Here is a 16,681-nt window from a genome sequence, read left to right on the forward strand (position 1 = left end):
ACGACTCACTGCAAGCCGAAAGACTCCATGATGTTTTCCTCCATTCGCGCGCGGATCGTTGCGCTGTGCGTCGCCATCGTTGTCGTTGCACTCGCAGCGAATGCGGTTCTCAACTATCTCGTCGCCAACTCGTATAACGCCGATGCCATCGACAGCAGTCTGACTGCTGTCGAAAGCGGCCATGCGGCCGGTATCAGCGACTGGGTCGCCGTCAACAGCCAGATGATCAACTCGCTGCAGGACGCGGTGTTGCAGCCGGACCCGTCGCCCGCGCTCAAGCAGATTGCGACCGCCGGCAAGTTCACGAATGTCTACGTGGGCTACGCGGACAAGACGGCAAAGTTTTCCGACCCGACGGGCATTCCCGCTGGCTACGATCCGACCGGACGTCCCTGGTACAAGCAGGCTGCGGCCGCCGGCAAGCCGGTGGCAACGCCGCCTTACGTCGACGTGGGCACGGGCAAGCTGGTGGTGGCGTTCGCCGCGCCGGTGGTACGCGACGGCGCCGTCAAGGGCGTGGTTTCCGGCGACGTCGCGATGGACAGCGTGATCGCCAACGTGAAGTCGATTCATCCGACGCCCGCGAGTTTCGGCATGCTGATCGACGCAAGCGGCCAGATCGTCGCGCATCCGGATGCGAAACTCACCTTGAAACCCGCCTCTGACCTCGTGCCCGGACTCGCGGGCGACCAGCTCGCGACACTCTTTCGCGCGCAACGCCCGGTGCAGATGAACGTGAGCGGCAGCGCCAAGCTGTTGCGCGCGCAACCCATTGCGGGCACCGACTGGTATCTGATCGTCGCGCTGGACAAAGCAGAAGCGACCGCCGGCATGCGTTCGCTGCTGACCGCCTCGGTCATCGCACTGGTGGTGATCGCGGTTATTGCGGCGGCAATTGTCGCGGCTGTCACTGCGGTGTCGTTCCAGCGTCTGTCGAAAGTGCGCGACGCGATGGACGATATTGGTTCCGGCGAAGGCGACCTGACACAACGCTTGCCCGCCGTCGGCAACGATGAAGTTGCGCAAATTGCCCGTTCGTTCAACACCTTTATCGACAAGCTCAGCCACGTGATGCGTCAGATTCGCGACGCAAGCGAATCGGTGCGCATAGCCTCGAATGAAATCGCCGCAGGCAACGTCGATCTGTCAGGCCGCACCGAGTCTGCTGCGGCGAGCCTGCAGCAGACCGCTGCGTCGATGGAAGAGATTACCTCGACCGTCACGCAGTCGGCGAGTGCCGCGAAGCAGGCGGACTCCACCGCGGGGTCGGCGTCGCAAGTCGCTTCGCGCGGCGGCGCTGTCATTTCCGAGGTGATTACGACGATGGCCGAGATTCAGCAGGCGTCAGTGAAGGTCTCGGACATCATCGGGGTGATCGACGGCATTGCTTTCCAGACCAATATTCTGGCGTTGAATGCCGCGGTGGAAGCGGCGCGCGCCGGCGAACAGGGCCGTGGCTTCGCGGTGGTGGCGGGCGAGGTGCGCAGTCTCGCGCAACGCAGCGCGCAGGCGGCAAAGGAAATCAAGGCGCTGATCGAAGCCACCGTCGCGAGCGTGACGTCGGGCTCGAGCCAGGTGCGCCAGGCCGGCGAAACGATGACGGAGATCGTGAGCAACGTCGCGAATGTAAGCACCATCATCTCGGAGATCACGCAAGCCGCCAACGAGCAGACGCGCGGCATTCAGGAAGTGAACCGCGCGGTCAGCCAGCTTGATGAAATGGTGCAGCAGAACGCGGCTCTGGTGGAACAGTCCACGGCAGCCGCCGCTGCCTTGCAAACGCAGGCGGTGAGCCTCGCGGGCGCGGTCACGCAGTTCAAGCTGGACTAGACGCAGGCTGACAAGCCGGTGGTGCAGCGAAGCAGCGGGCTCACGACTCGAAGTCGAGCCCGCCGATGAGCGCCTCGGGCTCGGCTTGCGTATGCGACGAAAAATCGAGCTCGCGCGCGTTACGCCATGCCGCGAGCTTGCGCGGCAACGCGGCGAGATAGCGGGCAAAGCGCGCTTGCCCTTCGTCTTTCATGAGCCGCTCGATCTCGTCGCTGTCCCACGTCAGGTACAGATTCAGCGGATGCGCGTATTGAGCGATATGTTCGAGCGGCGCCGCATGCACGCGCACTCGCGTGGGGTGACCGGGACCGCCGTACGGCATCACTTCGGTGTGCACAGTGGTGGCAAAGCAGGTCCCGATGGCCTCGGCAATGCGAGGTGCGAACTCTTTGTCGAAACGGGCGGCAGTGTCTGGGCGCATCTGATTCTCCGGCGTGCTGCGCAATGAGCGAAGCATCGTAGCATGCACGGCCGGGCTCGCAGCGAGCGTCTGGTGGCGCCGTCAGTGCCTGTCAGCGTCCGTCGACACCGTCAGCGCCCTATCCCGCCCGCTTGCTCTTTTGCGTGCGGGCGTTGCGTCTGCGAATCACGAAACTGATCAGCGCGGCAAGCGCGGCCGTCGCTGCATAACCCGCAAGACGGATCGCCTCGTCAGTCGGCAGGCGCGCGATCAGCAGCGCGGCAACGGCGCTGGCGAGTACTGCGAACACGACAAGCAATGCGGCGGTCCACTTCATCCTGGTCTCCCCTGACGTTTCGACATGCTGCCGGACGGCGCCTATGCGCTCTTTATTCACGGCATAGTGGGGGCAAGCGCGTGCCGGCGCAATTGTCTTTAACCCGCAAGCCTCACTTTCAGGCGACGCCGCCTCGTCCGCTTGCGCGCGCCTGTTCCAGAATGAAGTCGATGAAGGTGGCCGCAGCCCGCGTGTGATGGCGGTTCGGCATGTAGAGCATGTACATGTTCGTGCCGAAGATGCTGAGGCGCCATTCGTCGAGCGTAGTCACCACGTCGCCGCGTTTCAGGTCGTCATGCACCACGTAGTCGGGCACGATGCCGACGCCTAGTCCCGCCAGCACGGCCTGCCGCAAGAACAGAAAGTTTTCGGAGATGATGGTCGGTTCGAGCAGCACTTCATGGCGCTCGTCGCGCAGATACGCAGCCACGCGCAGTTGCCGGCCCACCACTGCGGCCGTGATCAACGGCGCCGTGCGCAGATCGTCGAGCCGTACCGGCATGCCGCGGCTTTCGGCGAACGAGCGCGACGCACAGGCGACGTACCGCACCGAGCCCATGTCGCGTGCAACGAGGTTTTGCGGCGGCTCGGACATGATGCGCACGGCAATGTCCACTTCGTCGCGCATGAGGTCTTCCACGCGATTTTCGAACAGCACGTCGAGCACGATGCCGGGATAGAGACGCTTGAACTCGATCAGCCACCCGGACATGACAAGTTGCCCGTAACCGCTCGGCACGCTCAGGCGCACGCGCCCTTGCAGGCTTTGCCCGAGCGTCGTGACGGATTCGCGCGCGGCGAGCAGCGCGTTCTGGATCGCGCGGCCGTGTTCATACAGCTGCAGGCCGATCTCCGTGGGCTCCACGCGGCGCGTAGTGCGCCGAACCAGTTGCAGGCCGACCGAGCGCTCAAGCTGGTTCAGGTGATAGCTCACGTTCGCGCGGCTCATTTTCAGGCGCCGCGCGGCCTCGCTCAGGTTGCCCGCGTCCAGTATCTCCACCAGCAGGGTCAGCGAATTGACGTCCACGAACCGGCCTTTGTCAAAATTGTTTTGACAGTCTGTCAATCGGTCATGTAATTGTCAATGAACCTTGACCGCTCCACAATCGCAGCATTCGCGCGAAGCGGCATGCGCGTGGGCCCTCGCCGCGCCTGCCGCCGCCACGCCCGACAACCTGCCAGGAGACGACTGCATGACCGCTAGCCCTTCAGCCGGCACCGTGACGCGTGAATTGCGCGGCAAGGTGCTGCTCGTGACGATCGACCACCCGCCCGTCAACGCGCTTTCCGCCGATGTGCGGCGCGGCCTGCTCGCCGCAATCGAGGCCGCCGACAGCGACACCTCGATCGAAGCGGTGCTGCTCGTCGGCGCGGGCCGCAACTTCATTGCCGGTGCGGATATCCGCGAGTTCGGCAAGCCGCCCGTGCCGCCCTCGCTGCCGGACGTGTGCAACCGCATCGAGGCTTGCACGAAGCCGGTTGTCGCCGCGCTTCACGGCGCCGCGCTCGGCGGGGGGCTCGAAGTGGCGCTGGCGGCCCATTACCGGATTGCTGTCGAAGGCGCCAGGCTCGGCTTGCCGGAAGTTCAACTCGGCCTGCTGCCCGGCGCGGGCGGCACGCAGCGAGCGCCCCGCCTGATCGGCGCGCAGGCGGCGCTCGATCTGATGCTAAGCGGCCGCCATGCGAGCGCGAAGGAGGCGCTCGCGTGGGGACTCGTCGACCGGCTTGGCGCGAGCGACGACATTCTCGCCGAAGGGCTCGCCTACGTGCACGAACTGCTGGCGAGCCATGCAACGGCGCGCCGCACGCGCGACGCGAGCGCGTTGAGCGATCGCACTGCGAGCCTCGCGGCGGTGGCCGCGGCGCGCGCGCAGACGGAGAAACAAGCGCGCGGTCTCTTTTCGCCGCTGAAGATCGTCGACGCAGTCGAGGCTGCGATCACCCAGCCATTTGAAGACGGCTTGCGGCTCGAGCGTCAACTCTTTCTGCAATGTATCGATAGTCCGCAACGCGCCGGCCTGATTCATGCGTTTTTTGCCGAACGTGAAGTGCTGAAAGCGCCCGAGACCCGCGCTGCGAAACCGCGTCCACTCGACACCATCGGCGTGGTGGGTGGCGGCACGATGGGCGCCGGCATTGCGGTCGCCGTGCTCGACGCGGGCCTGCCGGTCACGATGATCGAGCGCGACGAGGCGTCGCTCGCGCGGGGCCGCGCGCACATCGAGAAGGTCTACGACGGACTGATTGCAAAAGGCCGCATGAGCGCCGCGAAGAAGGCCGAACTGCTCGCGCGCTTTACCGGCAGCACGTCCTATGAAGCACTGGCCCACGCTGACCTTGTGATCGAGGCCGTATTCGAAGATCTCGCGGTCAAACAGGCCGTGTTCGCCGAACTCGACCGTGTCTGCAAGGCGGGCGCCGTGCTCGCGACCAACACGTCATATCTGGACATCGACGCAATTGCCGCCGCCACTTCGCGCCCCGCCGACGTGATAGGTCTGCACTTCTTCTCGCCGGCCAACATCATGAAGCTGCTGGAAGTGGTCGTGCCGAAAGCGGTCAGCGCGGACGTGGTGGCCACCGCGTTCGAGTTCGCGAAGAAGCTGCGCAAGACACCGGTGCGCGCCGGCGTCTGCGACGGCTTTATCGGCAACCGCATACTCGCGGTGTATCGAAGCGCGGCGGACGCGATGATGGAGGACGGCGCGTCGCCCTATCAGATCGACGCCGCGGTGCGTGCGTTCGGCTTCCCGATGGGCCCGTTCCAGGTGGTTGACCTCGCGGGCGGAGACATTGGCTGGGCGGCCCGCAAACGGCGCGCGGCGACGCGTAATCCGGCGGCCCGCTACGTGCAGATCGCAGACCGCCTGTGCGAGCGCGGCTGGTTCGGCCAGAAAACGGGCCGGGGCTTTTATCTGTACCCCGAAGGATCGCGCAGCGGCCAGCCGGATCCGGAAGTCGAGTCGATCATCGACACCGAGCGCTCACGCGTCGGCATCTCGCCGCGGACCTTCACCGACGATGAAATCATCCGCCGCTATATGGCCGCGATGATCAACGAAGGCGCGAACGTCGTGCACGAAGGAATCGCACTGCGTCCGCTGGACGTGGACGTGACGTTTCTCTACGGCTACGGTTTCCCGCGCTATCGCGGCGGTCCGATGAAATACGCTGACACGGTCGGCCTGCCGCGCATTCTGGCGGACATTCGCGAATTCGCGAAGGAAGACCCGTTGTTCTGGCAAGCCTCGCCGCTGCTCGTCGAACTGGTCGAACGCGGCGCGGATTTTGCGAGTCTGAATCAGACGGTTTGACGCGCGGCGGCAGGCTCGTTTGCCACTGGTCGGCTACTGACCCGAACTTGATCGGCCCCTCGTCACCACAACCACTGGACATCCCTGAAGGAACTGCGATGGACCTGAATTTCACGCCCGAAGAAGAAGCCTTTCGCACCGAGGTGCTCGCGTTCCTGCGCGAGCGCCTCCCGCAGCGTCTCGCCGACAAGGTGCAGGGCGGGCGGCGCCTCACGCGCGAGGACATGGCGCAATGGCACGCGATTCTCAACGAGCGCGGCTGGCTTGCGAATCACTGGCCGAAGGAATATGGCGGTCCCGGCTGGAGCCCTGTGCAGAAGTTCATCTTTGAAAACGAATGCGCGTTGGCAGGCGCGCCGCGCATTGTGCCGTTCGGCGTCAACATGCTCGGACCGGTGCTCATCAAATACGGCAGCGACGCGCAGAAACGCCACTGGTTGCCGCGCATTCTCGACGGCTCGGACTGGTGGTGCCAGGGCTATTCGGAACCCGGCGCGGGCTCCGACCTCGCCTCCGTGAAAACCACGGCCGTGCGCGGCGTCGATGCGAACGGCGAGCATTACATCGTCAACGGACAGAAGACGTGGACCACGCTCGGCCACTACGCGAACATGATTTTCTGTCTGGTGCGCACCGCCACCGACGTGCGCAAACAGGAAGGCATCAGTTTCCTGCTGATCGACATGAAAACACCAGGCGTGGAAGTGAGGCCGATCATCACGCTCGACGGCGAGCATGAGGTCAACGAGGTGTTTTTCACGGACGTACGCGTTCCCGTTGCGAATCTGGTCGGCGAAGAAAACAAGGGTTGGACTTACGCAAAGTATCTGCTGACGTACGAGCGCACGAACATAGCGGGCGTCGGTTTTTCGGTGGCCGCCTTCAACCGGCTGCGAAAGATTGCCGCGAAACAACGGCGCAATGGCCGGCCGCTTGCGGAAGATCCGTCGTTCGCCGCGCGCATGGCGCGCGTCGAGATCGACCTGGAGAACATGAAGACGACCAACCTGCGCGTGATCGCGGCAGTGGCCGGCGGCGGCGTGCCGGGCGCCGAGAGCTCGATGCTGAAGATTCGCGGCACGCAGATTCGCCAGGAGATCTCCTCGCTCACGCGGCGCGCGATGGGCGCGTATGCGCAGCCGTTCGTCGAAGAAGCGCTGCACGAGGGCTACCAAGGCATGCCCGTGGGTCCGGAGGAAGCGGCAAGCGCGGCTTCGCAATACTTCAATAATCGCAAGCTGTCGATCTTCGGTGGCTCGAATGAAATCCAGAAGAACATCATTTCCAAAACGATCCTCGCACTGTAGAGGAAGGCGCACGTCATGAATTTCCAGCACACTGAAGATCGGCGCATGCTCGCCGATACGCTGAACCGGTTTATCAGCGAGCAGTATGGTTTCGCGACGCGCGATCAGCTCGCCCGCTCGCCCCTCGGCTTCAGTCACGAGATGTGGAATCGTTTCGCAGAACTGGGCATTATCGGCGCCTTGTTCGACGAAGCGAGCGGCGGCTTTGGCGGCGGCGGATTCGATATCGCGGTGGTGTTCGAGAGCCTCGGGCGCGGGCTCGTGGTCGAGCCGTTTCTCGATACGCTGATGGTCGGCCAGGCGCTTGCGCGAAGCGGCAATGACGCGCAACGCGTGCGGCTTGCCGCGTTGATCGACGGCTCCTGCATAGCCGCGCTTGCGCATGGCGAGCCCGACAGCCATTACGAACTGGCCCGCGTAACGACGCGCGCACAGCGCAACGGCGATACTTGGCAATTGAACGGCGCGAAAGCGGTGGTTCAACACGGCGAGCACGCGGCCCTCTTTCTCGTGTCGGCACGTACCGATGGTCATGAAGATTCCGAGCAAGGCGTGAGCCTCTTTCTTGTGCCGCGCGAGGCGAGCGGCGTGAGCGTGCGCGGCTATCCGAAGATTGACGGCGGGCGCGCCGCCGAACTCACCTTGCAAGGCGTGACGCTTACCGACGATGCGCTGCTCGGTGCGCAAGGTGCAGGTTTCGCGACGCTCGAATACGCCGTTGCCTGCGGCGTGCTCGCGCTGTGTGCAGAGGCGCTCGGCGCAATGGACGTGGCGAAAGACTACACGCTCGACTATCTGCGCACGCGCAAGCAGTTCGGCGTCGCGATCGGCAGCTTCCAGGCGTTGCAGCACAGAATGGCCGACATGTTGCTCGAGATCGAGCAGGCGCGCTCGGCGGTAATCAATGCGGCCGCAGCGCTGAGCGCCGGGCGCACAGTGCGCGAACGCGCGGTGTCGGCGGCGAAGTACAGCATCGGCCGGATCGGCGCGCTCGTCGCAGAAGAATGCATTCAGTTGCACGGCGGAATCGGCATGACGTGGGAACTGCCGCTTGCTCATTATGCAAAGCGGCTCGTCATGATCGATCATCAGTTGGGTGATGAAGATCACCACCTCGAACGGTTCGTGCAGTTGGGGCGCGAGCGGGATTAGTCGCTTAGTCGCTTAGTCGCTTAGCCCGCTCAACCGCTTAATCGGGCAAGCCGCGAGCGCTACGACATGCCTGACATCGGTGCGGTATGTCGCCGCCGATACTCTGCATCGCAGCCGAGTCGTATGAAACCCGTCAGTGAGACGCCGCAAAATCGTCAATCTTCGCGGCGGGAGAAAGCGCAAACGACGCACGCATATCGCGCGTGTCGTCGGCGGGCGTGCGGCCAAAAAACCGCTTGAACTCGCGGCTGAACTGGGACGGGCTCTCATAGCCCACCCGCGCGGAGGCGGAGGCGGCCGTCAGACCGTCGCGGATCATCATCAGACGTGCCTGGTGCAGGCGCGTGGACTTGATGTACTGGATCGGCGAGGTGAGCGTAACCGCTTTGAAGTTGGCATGAAACGCCGGCACACTCATTCCCGCCTCGTCAGCAAGCAGGCTGACGTCCAGTGGCTGGGCAAAGTCGGTATGAATACGCTGCAGCGCCTTCGCCACCCGCCCAAAGCGCCCCTGATGCGCAAGCGCGGCTCTCATCGCCGCACCACGCTCCCCCACCAGTACCCGATAGCAGATCTCACGCACGATTGCGGGCCCGAGCACCTGTGCATCGAGCGGCGAGGTCAAGGCCCGCAGCAGGCGCAACGTGGCGTCGGCCAGATCGCCCTCCAGCGGTGTCGAAACGATGCCGAGCGGCGCACCTTCCTGATGGCAGCCCGATTGGTCGATTGTCACGATCAGGTCGGTCAGTTCCGTGGGATCGAGCCGCAGCGACACAGCCAGCATCGGTTCGGCTTCGCTCGCCTGCGTCTCGGTGGAAAACGGCAGCGGCACCGACAGGACGAGGTAATGCTGCGCGTCGTACACATACGTTTCCTGGCCCAGGAAGCCCAACTTGCGCCCCTGGCACACGATCACGATGCTCGGTTCGTATAGCACCGGCGTGCGCCCCAACGGCCGGTTCGAGCGCATGAACCGTACGGAAGCCAGCGCGGACTGGGTGTATCCCTCGTTAGGCGCCAGACGCCTGAGCAGGCTGACCATCTGCGCGGAAACCGCATTGTCGGGAACTGGCACGGGGACTCCTCGCTGGCAAACCGGACGGCCTGATTCTACCTGAGGCGATTCGACGAGCCCACCCCACTCAATAGGAATAGGCAATAGCGCAATCGTTGCGTGTATTCGCTCGCGGCGGGCGCTCTCATAACATGGCTCCATCGGCTGCACGATGCAACCGAAAGCATCCGGAGGGCTCCGCCGCGCCCGACAGGCCCGCCATGTCGCGGTGCGCGCCCTCTCCGACACAGTCAAACCTGCATGCATATTGCAACGGAGAACGCAACATGAACACGCAAAGCGATTCGCAGAAAGTCATCCTCATTACCGGCGCGAGCAGCGGAATCGGTGAGGCGACCGTGCGGCTGCTGGCCGCTCAGGGGCATCACCTCGTGATCGGCGCGCGGCGCACCGAGCGCCTCGCCGCGCTCGCCGAAGAGGTTCAGGCAAGTGGCGGTTCCGTCCGCTATCAGCAGCTCGACGTCACGTCGGCCACCGACGTCAACGCGTTCGCACAGTTCGCGCTCCATACGTTCGGCCGCATCGACGTGATCGTCAACAATGCCGGCGTGATGCCTTTGTCGCCGCTCGCGTCGCTCAAGGTGGACGAATGGAACCGGATGATCGACGTGAACATACGCGGCGTGCTGCACGGCATTGCCGCGGTCCTGCCCGTCATGGAGCGCCAGGGGTTCGGCCAGGTCATCAATATCTCGTCGATCGGCGGGCTGTCCGTCTCACCCACGGCCGCCGTCTACTGCGCGACCAAGTTCGCGGTGCGCGCCATTTCGGATGGCCTGCGCCAGGAAACCGACAGGATTCGCGTGACCGTGATCTGTCCGGGCGTGGTGGAGTCGGAACTCGCCGACTCGATCTCCGATGACACCGCCCGCGCTGCGATGCGCGATTTCCGCCGTGTCGCGCTCACCGCGGATGCGATTGCGCGCTCCATCGCGTATGCGATCGAGCAGCCGGCCGATGTGGACGTGAGCGAAATCGTCGTGCGTCCGACCGCGAGCCCGTACTGAGCTGCGAATTGCCTGGGGATGGGCACACCCCCGGCTTCACCCAACTGCGTAACACCGAATACTCAAGGAGAACCCCATGAGCAACACTATGAAAACCTGGTTTGTCACAGGCGCATCGAAGGGCATTGGCCAGCGACTCGTGCGTCAACTGCTCGCCCGCGGCGATCGCGTCGCCGCAACTTCGCGCACCGTGGCATCGCTGACGGAAGCACTCGGCACGGCCTCCGCAAAGTTTCTTCCGCTGCAGGTTGACCTGCGCGACGAACAAAGCATTGGCGACGCCATCGCGCAAACCATCGAGAAGTTCGGCAAAGTCGATGTGATCGTCAACAATGCCGGCTATGCGCAGCAAGGCACCATCGAAGCGCTCTCCGACGGCGAGTTGCGCCGCAACTTCGACGTCAACCTGTTCGCACCGCTGGCGGTGCTGCGGCACGTCCTTCCGCATTTGCGCGCACAACGCAGCGGCCATGTAATCAACCTCTCGTCCATTGTCGGCTTTCAGGGCGGCTACGCGGGCTGGGGAAGCTATGTGGCGAGCAAGTTCGCGCTCGCCGGCCTGACTGAATCGCTGGCGGCTGAAGTAGCCGAGTTCGGCATCAAGGCGACGATCGTGTACCCCGGACCCGTGCGCACGGAATTTCTGTCGAGCGGCGCACTCGCGGTGGCGCGGCGGCAGATCGACGCCTACACCGAAGCAAAGGCATCGCTCGACCTGCACCTGGACACGCTGCACGGTCATCAGGCAGGCGACCCCGACAAAGTGGCGCTGCTGATCATGCAGGCCGCGGACGTCGCCCAACCGCCTTTGCATCTTTTCGCTGGCAAGATCGCCAATGAACTCGCCGCGCAAAAAATCGCGTTGGTCGAGCGCGATCTGGACGCCTGGAAAGGCTCGTCCGAAGCGACGGACTTCGACAACTAGGCGCGACGCGGGCGGTGCCCGGCAACGGGTGCCGTCCACGGGCCGCGGGCCGCGGGCCGCCGCAAAAGTGGCGCGCGCGAGATTCGGCGCGCGCCTTCGCTATCTCCGGCTAAGCAGGGCTCGTCACCACTGCAACGTAAACGTCGCTTACGCAACGGAAGCGATTGCACGATAGACCGGCGGTCGTGCGCAATGTTCAGGACGCGCGCGGCAATGCGGCTTCGATGAATACGGCGCACAACGCTTCCATGCCCTTTGCGTCGTCTTCGTCGAAGCGCGCAAGAACCGGGCTGTCGACATCCCACACGCCGATCAGCGTGCCGTCCGGCGCCACGAGCGGCACGACGACTTCCGACTGCGAGGCCGAATCGCACGCAATATGGCCGGGAAACGCGTGAACGTCTCGCACGATCTGCGTCTTGCGCGTTTGCGCGGCAGTGCCGCACACGCCTTTGCCGAGCGCAATGCGCACGCACGCGGGCTTGCCCTGAAAAGGTCCGACCACCAGTTCACGGCCATCGTGAAAGTAGAAGCCGGCCCAGTTCAGATCGCTGAGCGAATGAAAGACGAACGACGAGAAGTTCGCGGCGTTGGCTATCCAGTCGGTTTCGTCGGCGAGGAGCGCGCGCGCCTGCGCGACGAGTTCTTCGTAATGCGCGGCCTTGGGCAGATGTGAGGCGGAGGAGACTTCGAACATGGAGGGGTCCGTGATAAAAAGCGATGAACGATGCGAACGGGGCGCCCAGTGTAGAGCAGGCAGCCTGGTCAATCACTGGAGTGCGGCGCTTACGACTCCACCCCGACGATTACGCTCGATGCCTTGAACATGGCGCTCGCCGCTTTCCCCTTCGCGAGGCCGAGCCGCTCGACGCTCTCGTTCGTCACAATCGCGGCAATCTGCGCGCTGCCCGTGCTGATGGTCACTTCGGAATTTACCGCGCCTTTCGTGACTGCGCTCACCGTGCCCGCGATGCAGTTGCGCGCCGACACCTGGTTGCTCGCGACGTCTACCATCACGATGATCGAGGACGCCTTCACGAGCGCGAAGGCGCGCTTGCCCGCAGCGAGCCCGAGTGTGCCCGCGCTGCCGTGCGTGATGATGGCGACGATCTCGAGACCCTCGGCCGTGCGCAGTGTGACTTCGTCGTTCACGGCGCCGTGCGTGAGCTGAACCACTTCACCGGCAAACTGATTGCGTGCGCTCGTTTGCATTTCGTGCTCCCTTCTATTGACAAAGCGTTGGAGGCGCGCTGCGCCTCGTTATCGAGCGTTCAAGTGTAATGGATGGGGCAACGCACGTATCATCGTGCCCTTGAACTCTCTTTTGCAGAACTCATGCCTTCAGCGTTCCCTTGCCGCGTGTTGCGCGGTTTTTATTCTGCGCGTGTTGCCTGCCTGACTCGCGTTGGCCGCATGGTGCGGGTTACGCGGGTTGCCGGCGCTGTGTTAGCCGTGTCGGATGGCTCAGCCGTGTCGGATGGCTCAGCCGTGTCGGATGGCTCAGCTGTGTCAGATCGCTCAGCCGCCTCCGTTGCCTCTGCCGCATCAGTTGCCTCAACTGGCCCGGGCGCCTGCGCCGTCTCGCCTCACCCCGCCGGCCGTGAAGCTTGGGCGCTGCGCGGCGCATGGCGAGGCGTCGCCTCCTCAGTGGCACTGCTATGGCTCGCGGCGCTCGGCGCATGCAGCAATCCATCTCCGACGCACGATGCGCGTGCCCCCGTCGACACCATCTCGCTGTTTCCGCTCGGCGCTTATGACCAGGACGTCGACCATTGGCTCGAGCCCGACAGTCCCGGCTACGACCGGCCGTTTCTGAGCCCCGCCGAGCAAGACGCGCATTTCCAGGCGCTCTACGCGCGCTACTTCGGCACAGGGACGAACGCGCCGTCGCCATGGAACGGCGCTTACGTGACGATGCGTGTATATCGCCAGCAAGGCGCGGATATCGCCGCGTTGCAGCAGCGCCGCATTGCCCGCTTCGACAATACCGGCAAGCGCGGTGCGGCCATTGGCTATGGCGAGAACTTTCGCGCGCACGACAAGGCGTGGATCGACGCCATCGCGCGCAACATGAACGTCGCACAATTCACCGAGGCGCCGGTCTATCAGCCGACGCGGCGCGCAATCGCAACGACCAACCTGATGGTGCGCGAACTTCCGACCACCGACCCCTCGTTCTATGACCACCGTCTGGCCGGCGAAGGCTATCCGTTCGACAATCTGCAGGTCTCCGCGGTGCGGCCGGGCACGCCGCTGTATGTGCTGGGCACGAGCGTCGACGGCGCGTGGCATTACGTGCAGACGCCCGATGTGCAGGGCTGGGTGCGCAGCGACGGCGTCGGTATGGCCAACGAGCGCTTCGTCGCCACGTGGCGCGCCGCAAGCGCGAAATCGCTCGGCGCGGTGATCGGCGCGTTCACGCCGGTGCGCGACAGCCGCGGAGTGTTCCGGTTCCAGGCGCCCGCAGGCACGCTGCTGCCTCTGGTGGCGGGGTCGTCGGGCACTGCCGCGCGGGGTATGAAGGCGCTGATTGTGCCGAAGGCTGTGCGCTCGGCTGAGCCTTCCCGTTCGTCTTCGTCCGTGTCTGTGCCTTCGCCTTCGTCTGTGCCTTCGCCTTCGTCTGTGCCTTCGCCTTCGTCTGTGCCTTCGCCTTCGTCTGGGCCTGCGCCCTCGTCCGTGCCCTCGCCTCTGCCTGTGTCCTCGCCTCTGCCCGCGTCCTCGCCTCTGCACTTAGCGAAGCCGGCGCCCTCGCCTGTGCCCGTGCCGCAGGCGGCACCCGGCGCGACTGCGAGCGGCAATGACACGCCCATCGACGCGGCCGACGCATCAACGGCAGCGCCAGCGCCGCCCGCTCGGCGCATCGTCCTCGTGCCCGCGCGCGACGCGGAAGGCGAGGCACTGATCCGCACCGCCGAACTCGACGACACGCAGATTGCGCCCTTGCCGCTTGCCGCCACGCCCCGGCATCTGGCGACGCTGATGAAAGCGCTGATCGGCCGCCCCTATGGCTGGGGCAACAGCGGCCTCTATAACGACTGCTCGTCCGAACTGCAAAGCATCTTCGGGGTATTCGGCGTGTGGCTGCCGCGCCATTCGTCCACGCAGATGAGCGCCGGACGCATGGTCGACCTGTCCGCGTCGACGCCGGCGCAACGGCTCGACTACCTGGCGCAGCATGGCGCGCCGCTGCGCACGCTGATCTATATCGGCGGACACGTGATGCTCTACATCGGCAACACGACTCGCGACGGCGTCGTGGTACCGGTGGTGTATCAGGACGTCTGGGGACTGCGCCCGGCCGACAACAGCCGGCGAGCGGTGATCGGCGGCTCGGTGATTCTGCCGCTCCTCGTGCGCATTCCCGAGGACGCGACGCTGCAATCGCTCGCCGGCACGCCGACGTTCCAGATCAGCATACTCGGCGCGCCGACCGGCGCGGCGGCGCCTGCGCCCGGTTCAGCACCGACGCCCGCCGCACCGGCCGACGAGGATAGTCCGGCGGGGTAACGGTGGGGTGACTCCCAGGTGACAACGGATAACTGCGAGGTAGCTCCGAGGCAACCGCGACGTAGCAGCCAGGTAGCAGCGAGATACACGCGGGGTAACTGCGGGGCAATTGCGGGTTAACTGCGAGGCAACCGCGCGGTTACGGTCAGGTGACAATCGCGCTCAAAGCCAGGACTTGCACGCACGCATACACGCATGCGCCGCCCACCCGCACGTGCGTGCTCAAAATATTTTTTACGGAGTGTCGATCCGCGGCCGACTTGCTCGTCGTAACGTTGAAGTCCTGGCTGAACCAGTCGGGCTTTCAATCCACGAACCCGTTACTTCAAGGAGCCGCCGTCATGACCAGCCCTGCTGTCAAACCGATCCCGGAGGGGATGCACTCGCTCACGCCGTATCTGATCTGCGCGGATGCCGCGCAAGCCATCGACTTCTATACGAAAGCATTCAACGCGGTCGAACAGTTCCGCCTGCCGGGGCCGGACGGCAAGGTGATGCACGCGTGCCTGAAAATCGGCGATTCGATGCTGATGCTCACCGACGAATGGCCGGAGCACCAGTGTTTCGGGCCGAATCATCTGCAAGGCACGCCGGTCACGATTCACCACTACGTGGAAGATGTGGACGCGAGTTTCCAGCAGGCCGTGGAGGCCGGCGCGACCGTCAAGCTGCCGGTCTCCGACATGTTCTGGGGCGACCGCTACGGCCAGTTGAAAGACCCGTTCGGGCATAGCTGGTCGCTCGCCACCCACAAGCGCGATCTGAGCAAGGAAGAAATCGAGCAGGCCATGGCGGCGATGAAGTAGCCGGTCTGGCGTTTTCCGAAGACGGCCCTGCTTGTTCGCGGTGGGCGGGGGCGCAGCGGTGAGGGGGTCGCGATACGGGAAGTTACTCACAGAATCAGGTGAGAAAGCTATGAACAAACCAAACCCTGTGATCACGCAGTCCGTCGCATAAGGCTTCGCGAGCGGCGTGGGGGAAATTTCGCTCCCCTCACGCCCTTACACATTCATTCCCTCACGTTCCGCTCACGCTGCACCGCGGGAAAACCTTCGTTTCCTGAAGAACGGTGCGACATGTTAGACATCGGTCGTGTGTCGGTTGAAGGCTTACAACGATTGCCAACGGGAGCTAGCAAGGCAAATGGCTTGTCATAGCCGGACGGGCGAGTTGTTTGTGCTGCGGTGCATGGTGCACCGGCTAATACATCGATACTCCCCAGCTGAGAACTGGACCATGGTCCTGTCCAGTTGTACCTGATTCATTCCCCGGCGCGCACACCGGGAAGAAAACGCGCAGCTACCGCACATCCTGTTATGACTTCAGCACCGTTTCCGTGTTGCATGGGCGACAGCAGACAGGCTGACGCCCCAGGTCGTCCGCGATACGGCACCATCAGAATCGCACGCGCAGCAAATGCTGGCAAAGTTCAACGAACGTCGCGCGCAGTACGGCCGCTTGCAGCCGCGTGTACTCCATGCAGTCAGGACGAACGCCCGTAGAACACGTCTTCCACCTCGTTGTATCTGCCTTGCGCACCGAACGCTTCGTTCGTCATGAGGATGATGAACAATGCCGGGACCGTCACATACAGACCAGCGGGAGCGATCGTGACGTCCAGAAAGATTCCCAGAAGACCGCACATACAGACGATCCCGAGCGTCGTCAGCGGCCTGAAGTAACGCAGTCCAAACTCCGGTTCGGCAGGCGCTGCCGCCCTCTGCGTACCCGTCACGTTGAGCACGATGCCAGTACCGCCCGACGTGGCAACGATCTGCATGCCCTGGCCGTGCTGCACCATCTCGGCGGCCAGTGCCTGTGCTAGTA

The 16,681-nt window shown here is 64.1% G+C and carries 14 protein-coding genes and 1 pseudogene; 8 read left to right on the forward strand and 7 right to left on the reverse strand.

Translation table 11 applies throughout. The features are described 5' to 3' along the window. The first annotated feature begins 30 nt into the window (after positions 1 to 30). Entirely contained in the window at positions 31 to 1,830 is a 1,800-nt protein-coding gene (locus F757_RS0115165; protein ID WP_027212134.1) for a methyl-accepting chemotaxis protein, read from the forward strand. Positions 1,831 to 1,870: 40 nt separating this feature from the next. Here the strand turns inward: F757_RS0115165 and F757_RS0115170 are convergent, their stop codons facing one another. From F757_RS0115170 to F757_RS0115180, 3 genes are all read right to left on the reverse strand, one after another. Further along, a complete protein-coding gene (locus tag F757_RS0115170) occupies positions 1,871 to 2,251 on the reverse strand; it encodes a DUF5594 family protein (RefSeq protein ID WP_027212135.1) in 381 nt (126 codons plus the stop codon). Between the two features lie 118 nt (positions 2,252 to 2,369). Further along, complete coding sequence (locus F757_RS0115175) at positions 2,370 to 2,567, reverse strand: hypothetical protein (protein WP_027212136.1); 198 nt, start codon at positions 2,565 to 2,567, stop codon at positions 2,370 to 2,372. A 118-nt stretch (positions 2,568 to 2,685) separates the two neighbouring features. Beyond that, complete coding sequence (locus tag F757_RS0115180) at positions 2,686 to 3,594, reverse strand: LysR family transcriptional regulator (RefSeq protein WP_027212137.1); 909 nt, start codon at positions 3,592 to 3,594, stop codon at positions 2,686 to 2,688. 166 nt (positions 3,595 to 3,760) lie between these two features. On the opposite strand from F757_RS0115180, the gene F757_RS0115185 reads away from it, so the two are divergent. The 3 genes from F757_RS0115185 (at position 3,761) to F757_RS0115195 (ending at position 8,340) form a co-directional block, all read left to right on the forward strand. After that, positions 3,761 to 5,881: a 3-hydroxyacyl-CoA dehydrogenase NAD-binding domain-containing protein gene (locus F757_RS0115185; protein ID WP_027212138.1), complete on the forward strand. Its 2,121-nt coding sequence runs from the start codon at positions 3,761 to 3,763 to the stop codon at positions 5,879 to 5,881. Positions 5,882 to 5,979: 98 nt separating this feature from the next. After that, entirely contained in the window at positions 5,980 to 7,188 is a 1,209-nt protein-coding gene (locus F757_RS0115190) for an acyl-CoA dehydrogenase family protein (protein ID WP_027212139.1), read from the forward strand. A gap of 15 nt (positions 7,189 to 7,203) precedes the next feature. Beyond that, positions 7,204 to 8,340 (forward strand): acyl-CoA dehydrogenase family protein, encoded by a 1,137-nt coding sequence (locus F757_RS0115195; RefSeq protein ID WP_027212140.1) that lies wholly within the window; start codon positions 7,204 to 7,206, stop codon positions 8,338 to 8,340. Positions 8,341 to 8,473: 133 nt separating this feature from the next. On the opposite strand, the gene F757_RS0115200 is transcribed toward F757_RS0115195, so the two are convergent. Next, the gene (locus F757_RS0115200) at positions 8,474 to 9,382 is read right to left on the reverse strand and encodes an AraC family transcriptional regulator (protein WP_035466844.1); all 909 of its coding nucleotides are present in this window, start codon (positions 9,380 to 9,382) and stop codon (positions 8,474 to 8,476) included. A gap of 299 nt (positions 9,383 to 9,681) precedes the next feature. Here F757_RS0115200 and F757_RS0115205 point away from each other — a divergent pair, with 299 nt between their 5' ends. Then, positions 9,682 to 10,422 (forward strand): SDR family oxidoreductase, encoded by a 741-nt coding sequence (locus tag F757_RS0115205; RefSeq protein ID WP_027212142.1) that lies wholly within the window; start codon positions 9,682 to 9,684, stop codon positions 10,420 to 10,422. A gap of 76 nt (positions 10,423 to 10,498) precedes the next feature. Further along, on the forward strand, positions 10,499 to 11,347 hold the full coding sequence (locus F757_RS0115210; RefSeq protein ID WP_027212143.1) for an SDR family oxidoreductase: 849 nt from the start codon (positions 10,499 to 10,501) through the stop codon (positions 11,345 to 11,347). A gap of 196 nt (positions 11,348 to 11,543) precedes the next feature. Here F757_RS0115210 and F757_RS0115215 read toward each other — a convergent pair whose 3' ends face one another. Next, positions 11,544 to 12,044, reverse strand: a complete 501-nt coding sequence (locus F757_RS0115215) for a GAF domain-containing protein (protein ID WP_027212144.1) — start codon at positions 12,042 to 12,044, stop codon at positions 11,544 to 11,546. Positions 12,045 to 12,133: 89 nt separating this feature from the next. Beyond that, on the reverse strand, positions 12,134 to 12,559 hold the full coding sequence (locus F757_RS0115220) for a TOBE domain-containing protein (RefSeq protein WP_027212145.1): 426 nt from the start codon (positions 12,557 to 12,559) through the stop codon (positions 12,134 to 12,136). Between the two features lie 201 nt (positions 12,560 to 12,760). Between F757_RS0115220 and F757_RS0115225 the strand changes: the two genes are divergently transcribed. Then, positions 12,761 to 14,854, forward strand: coding sequence for an SH3 domain-containing protein (locus F757_RS0115225; protein WP_027212146.1), 2,094 nt, complete (start codon positions 12,761 to 12,763; stop codon positions 14,852 to 14,854). Positions 14,855 to 15,195: 341 nt separating this feature from the next. Next, positions 15,196 to 15,660 (forward strand): VOC family protein, encoded by a 465-nt coding sequence (locus F757_RS0115230; RefSeq protein WP_027212147.1) that lies wholly within the window; start codon positions 15,196 to 15,198, stop codon positions 15,658 to 15,660. A 677-nt stretch (positions 15,661 to 16,337) separates the two neighbouring features. On the opposite strand, the pseudogene F757_RS36210 reads toward F757_RS0115230, so the two are convergent. After that, positions 16,338 to 16,681 (reverse strand): annotated as a pseudogene (locus F757_RS36210) (hypothetical protein); the annotation flags it as partial.

The organism is Burkholderia sp. WSM2232 (assembly GCF_000472545.1).
In the GTDB taxonomy this organism is placed as follows: domain Bacteria; phylum Pseudomonadota; class Gammaproteobacteria; order Burkholderiales; family Burkholderiaceae; genus Paraburkholderia.

What these genes read in the sequence shown, in the direction of transcription:
- F757_RS0115185 (WP_027212138.1), top strand. Translation starts at nt 3,761, where the DNA reads ATGACCGCTAGCCCTTCAGCCGGCACCGTGACGCGTGAATTGCGCGGC.
- F757_RS0115190 (WP_027212139.1), top strand. Translation starts at nt 5,980, where the DNA reads ATGGACCTGAATTTCACGCCCGAAGAAGAAGCCTTTCGCACCGAGGTG.
- F757_RS0115220 (WP_027212145.1), bottom strand. Translation starts at nt 12,559, where the DNA reads ATGCAAACGAGCGCACGCAATCAGTTTGCCGGTGAAGTGGTTCAGCTC.
- F757_RS0115215 (WP_027212144.1), bottom strand. Translation starts at nt 12,044, where the DNA reads ATGTTCGAAGTCTCCTCCGCCTCACATCTGCCCAAGGCCGCGCATTAC.
- F757_RS0115175 (WP_027212136.1), bottom strand. Translation starts at nt 2,567, where the DNA reads ATGAAGTGGACCGCCGCATTGCTTGTCGTGTTCGCAGTACTCGCCAGC.
- F757_RS0115165 (WP_027212134.1), top strand. Translation starts at nt 31, where the DNA reads ATGTTTTCCTCCATTCGCGCGCGGATCGTTGCGCTGTGCGTCGCCATC.
- F757_RS0115195 (WP_027212140.1), top strand. Translation starts at nt 7,204, where the DNA reads ATGAATTTCCAGCACACTGAAGATCGGCGCATGCTCGCCGATACGCTG.
- F757_RS0115230 (WP_027212147.1), top strand. Translation starts at nt 15,196, where the DNA reads ATGACCAGCCCTGCTGTCAAACCGATCCCGGAGGGGATGCACTCGCTC.
- F757_RS0115205 (WP_027212142.1), top strand. Translation starts at nt 9,682, where the DNA reads ATGAACACGCAAAGCGATTCGCAGAAAGTCATCCTCATTACCGGCGCG.
- F757_RS0115225 (WP_027212146.1), top strand. Translation starts at nt 12,761, where the DNA reads ATGGTGCGGGTTACGCGGGTTGCCGGCGCTGTGTTAGCCGTGTCGGAT.
- F757_RS0115170 (WP_027212135.1), bottom strand. Translation starts at nt 2,251, where the DNA reads ATGCGCCCAGACACTGCCGCCCGTTTCGACAAAGAGTTCGCACCTCGC.
- F757_RS0115210 (WP_027212143.1), top strand. Translation starts at nt 10,499, where the DNA reads ATGAGCAACACTATGAAAACCTGGTTTGTCACAGGCGCATCGAAGGGC.
- F757_RS0115200 (WP_035466844.1), bottom strand. Translation starts at nt 9,382, where the DNA reads ATGGTCAGCCTGCTCAGGCGTCTGGCGCCTAACGAGGGATACACCCAG.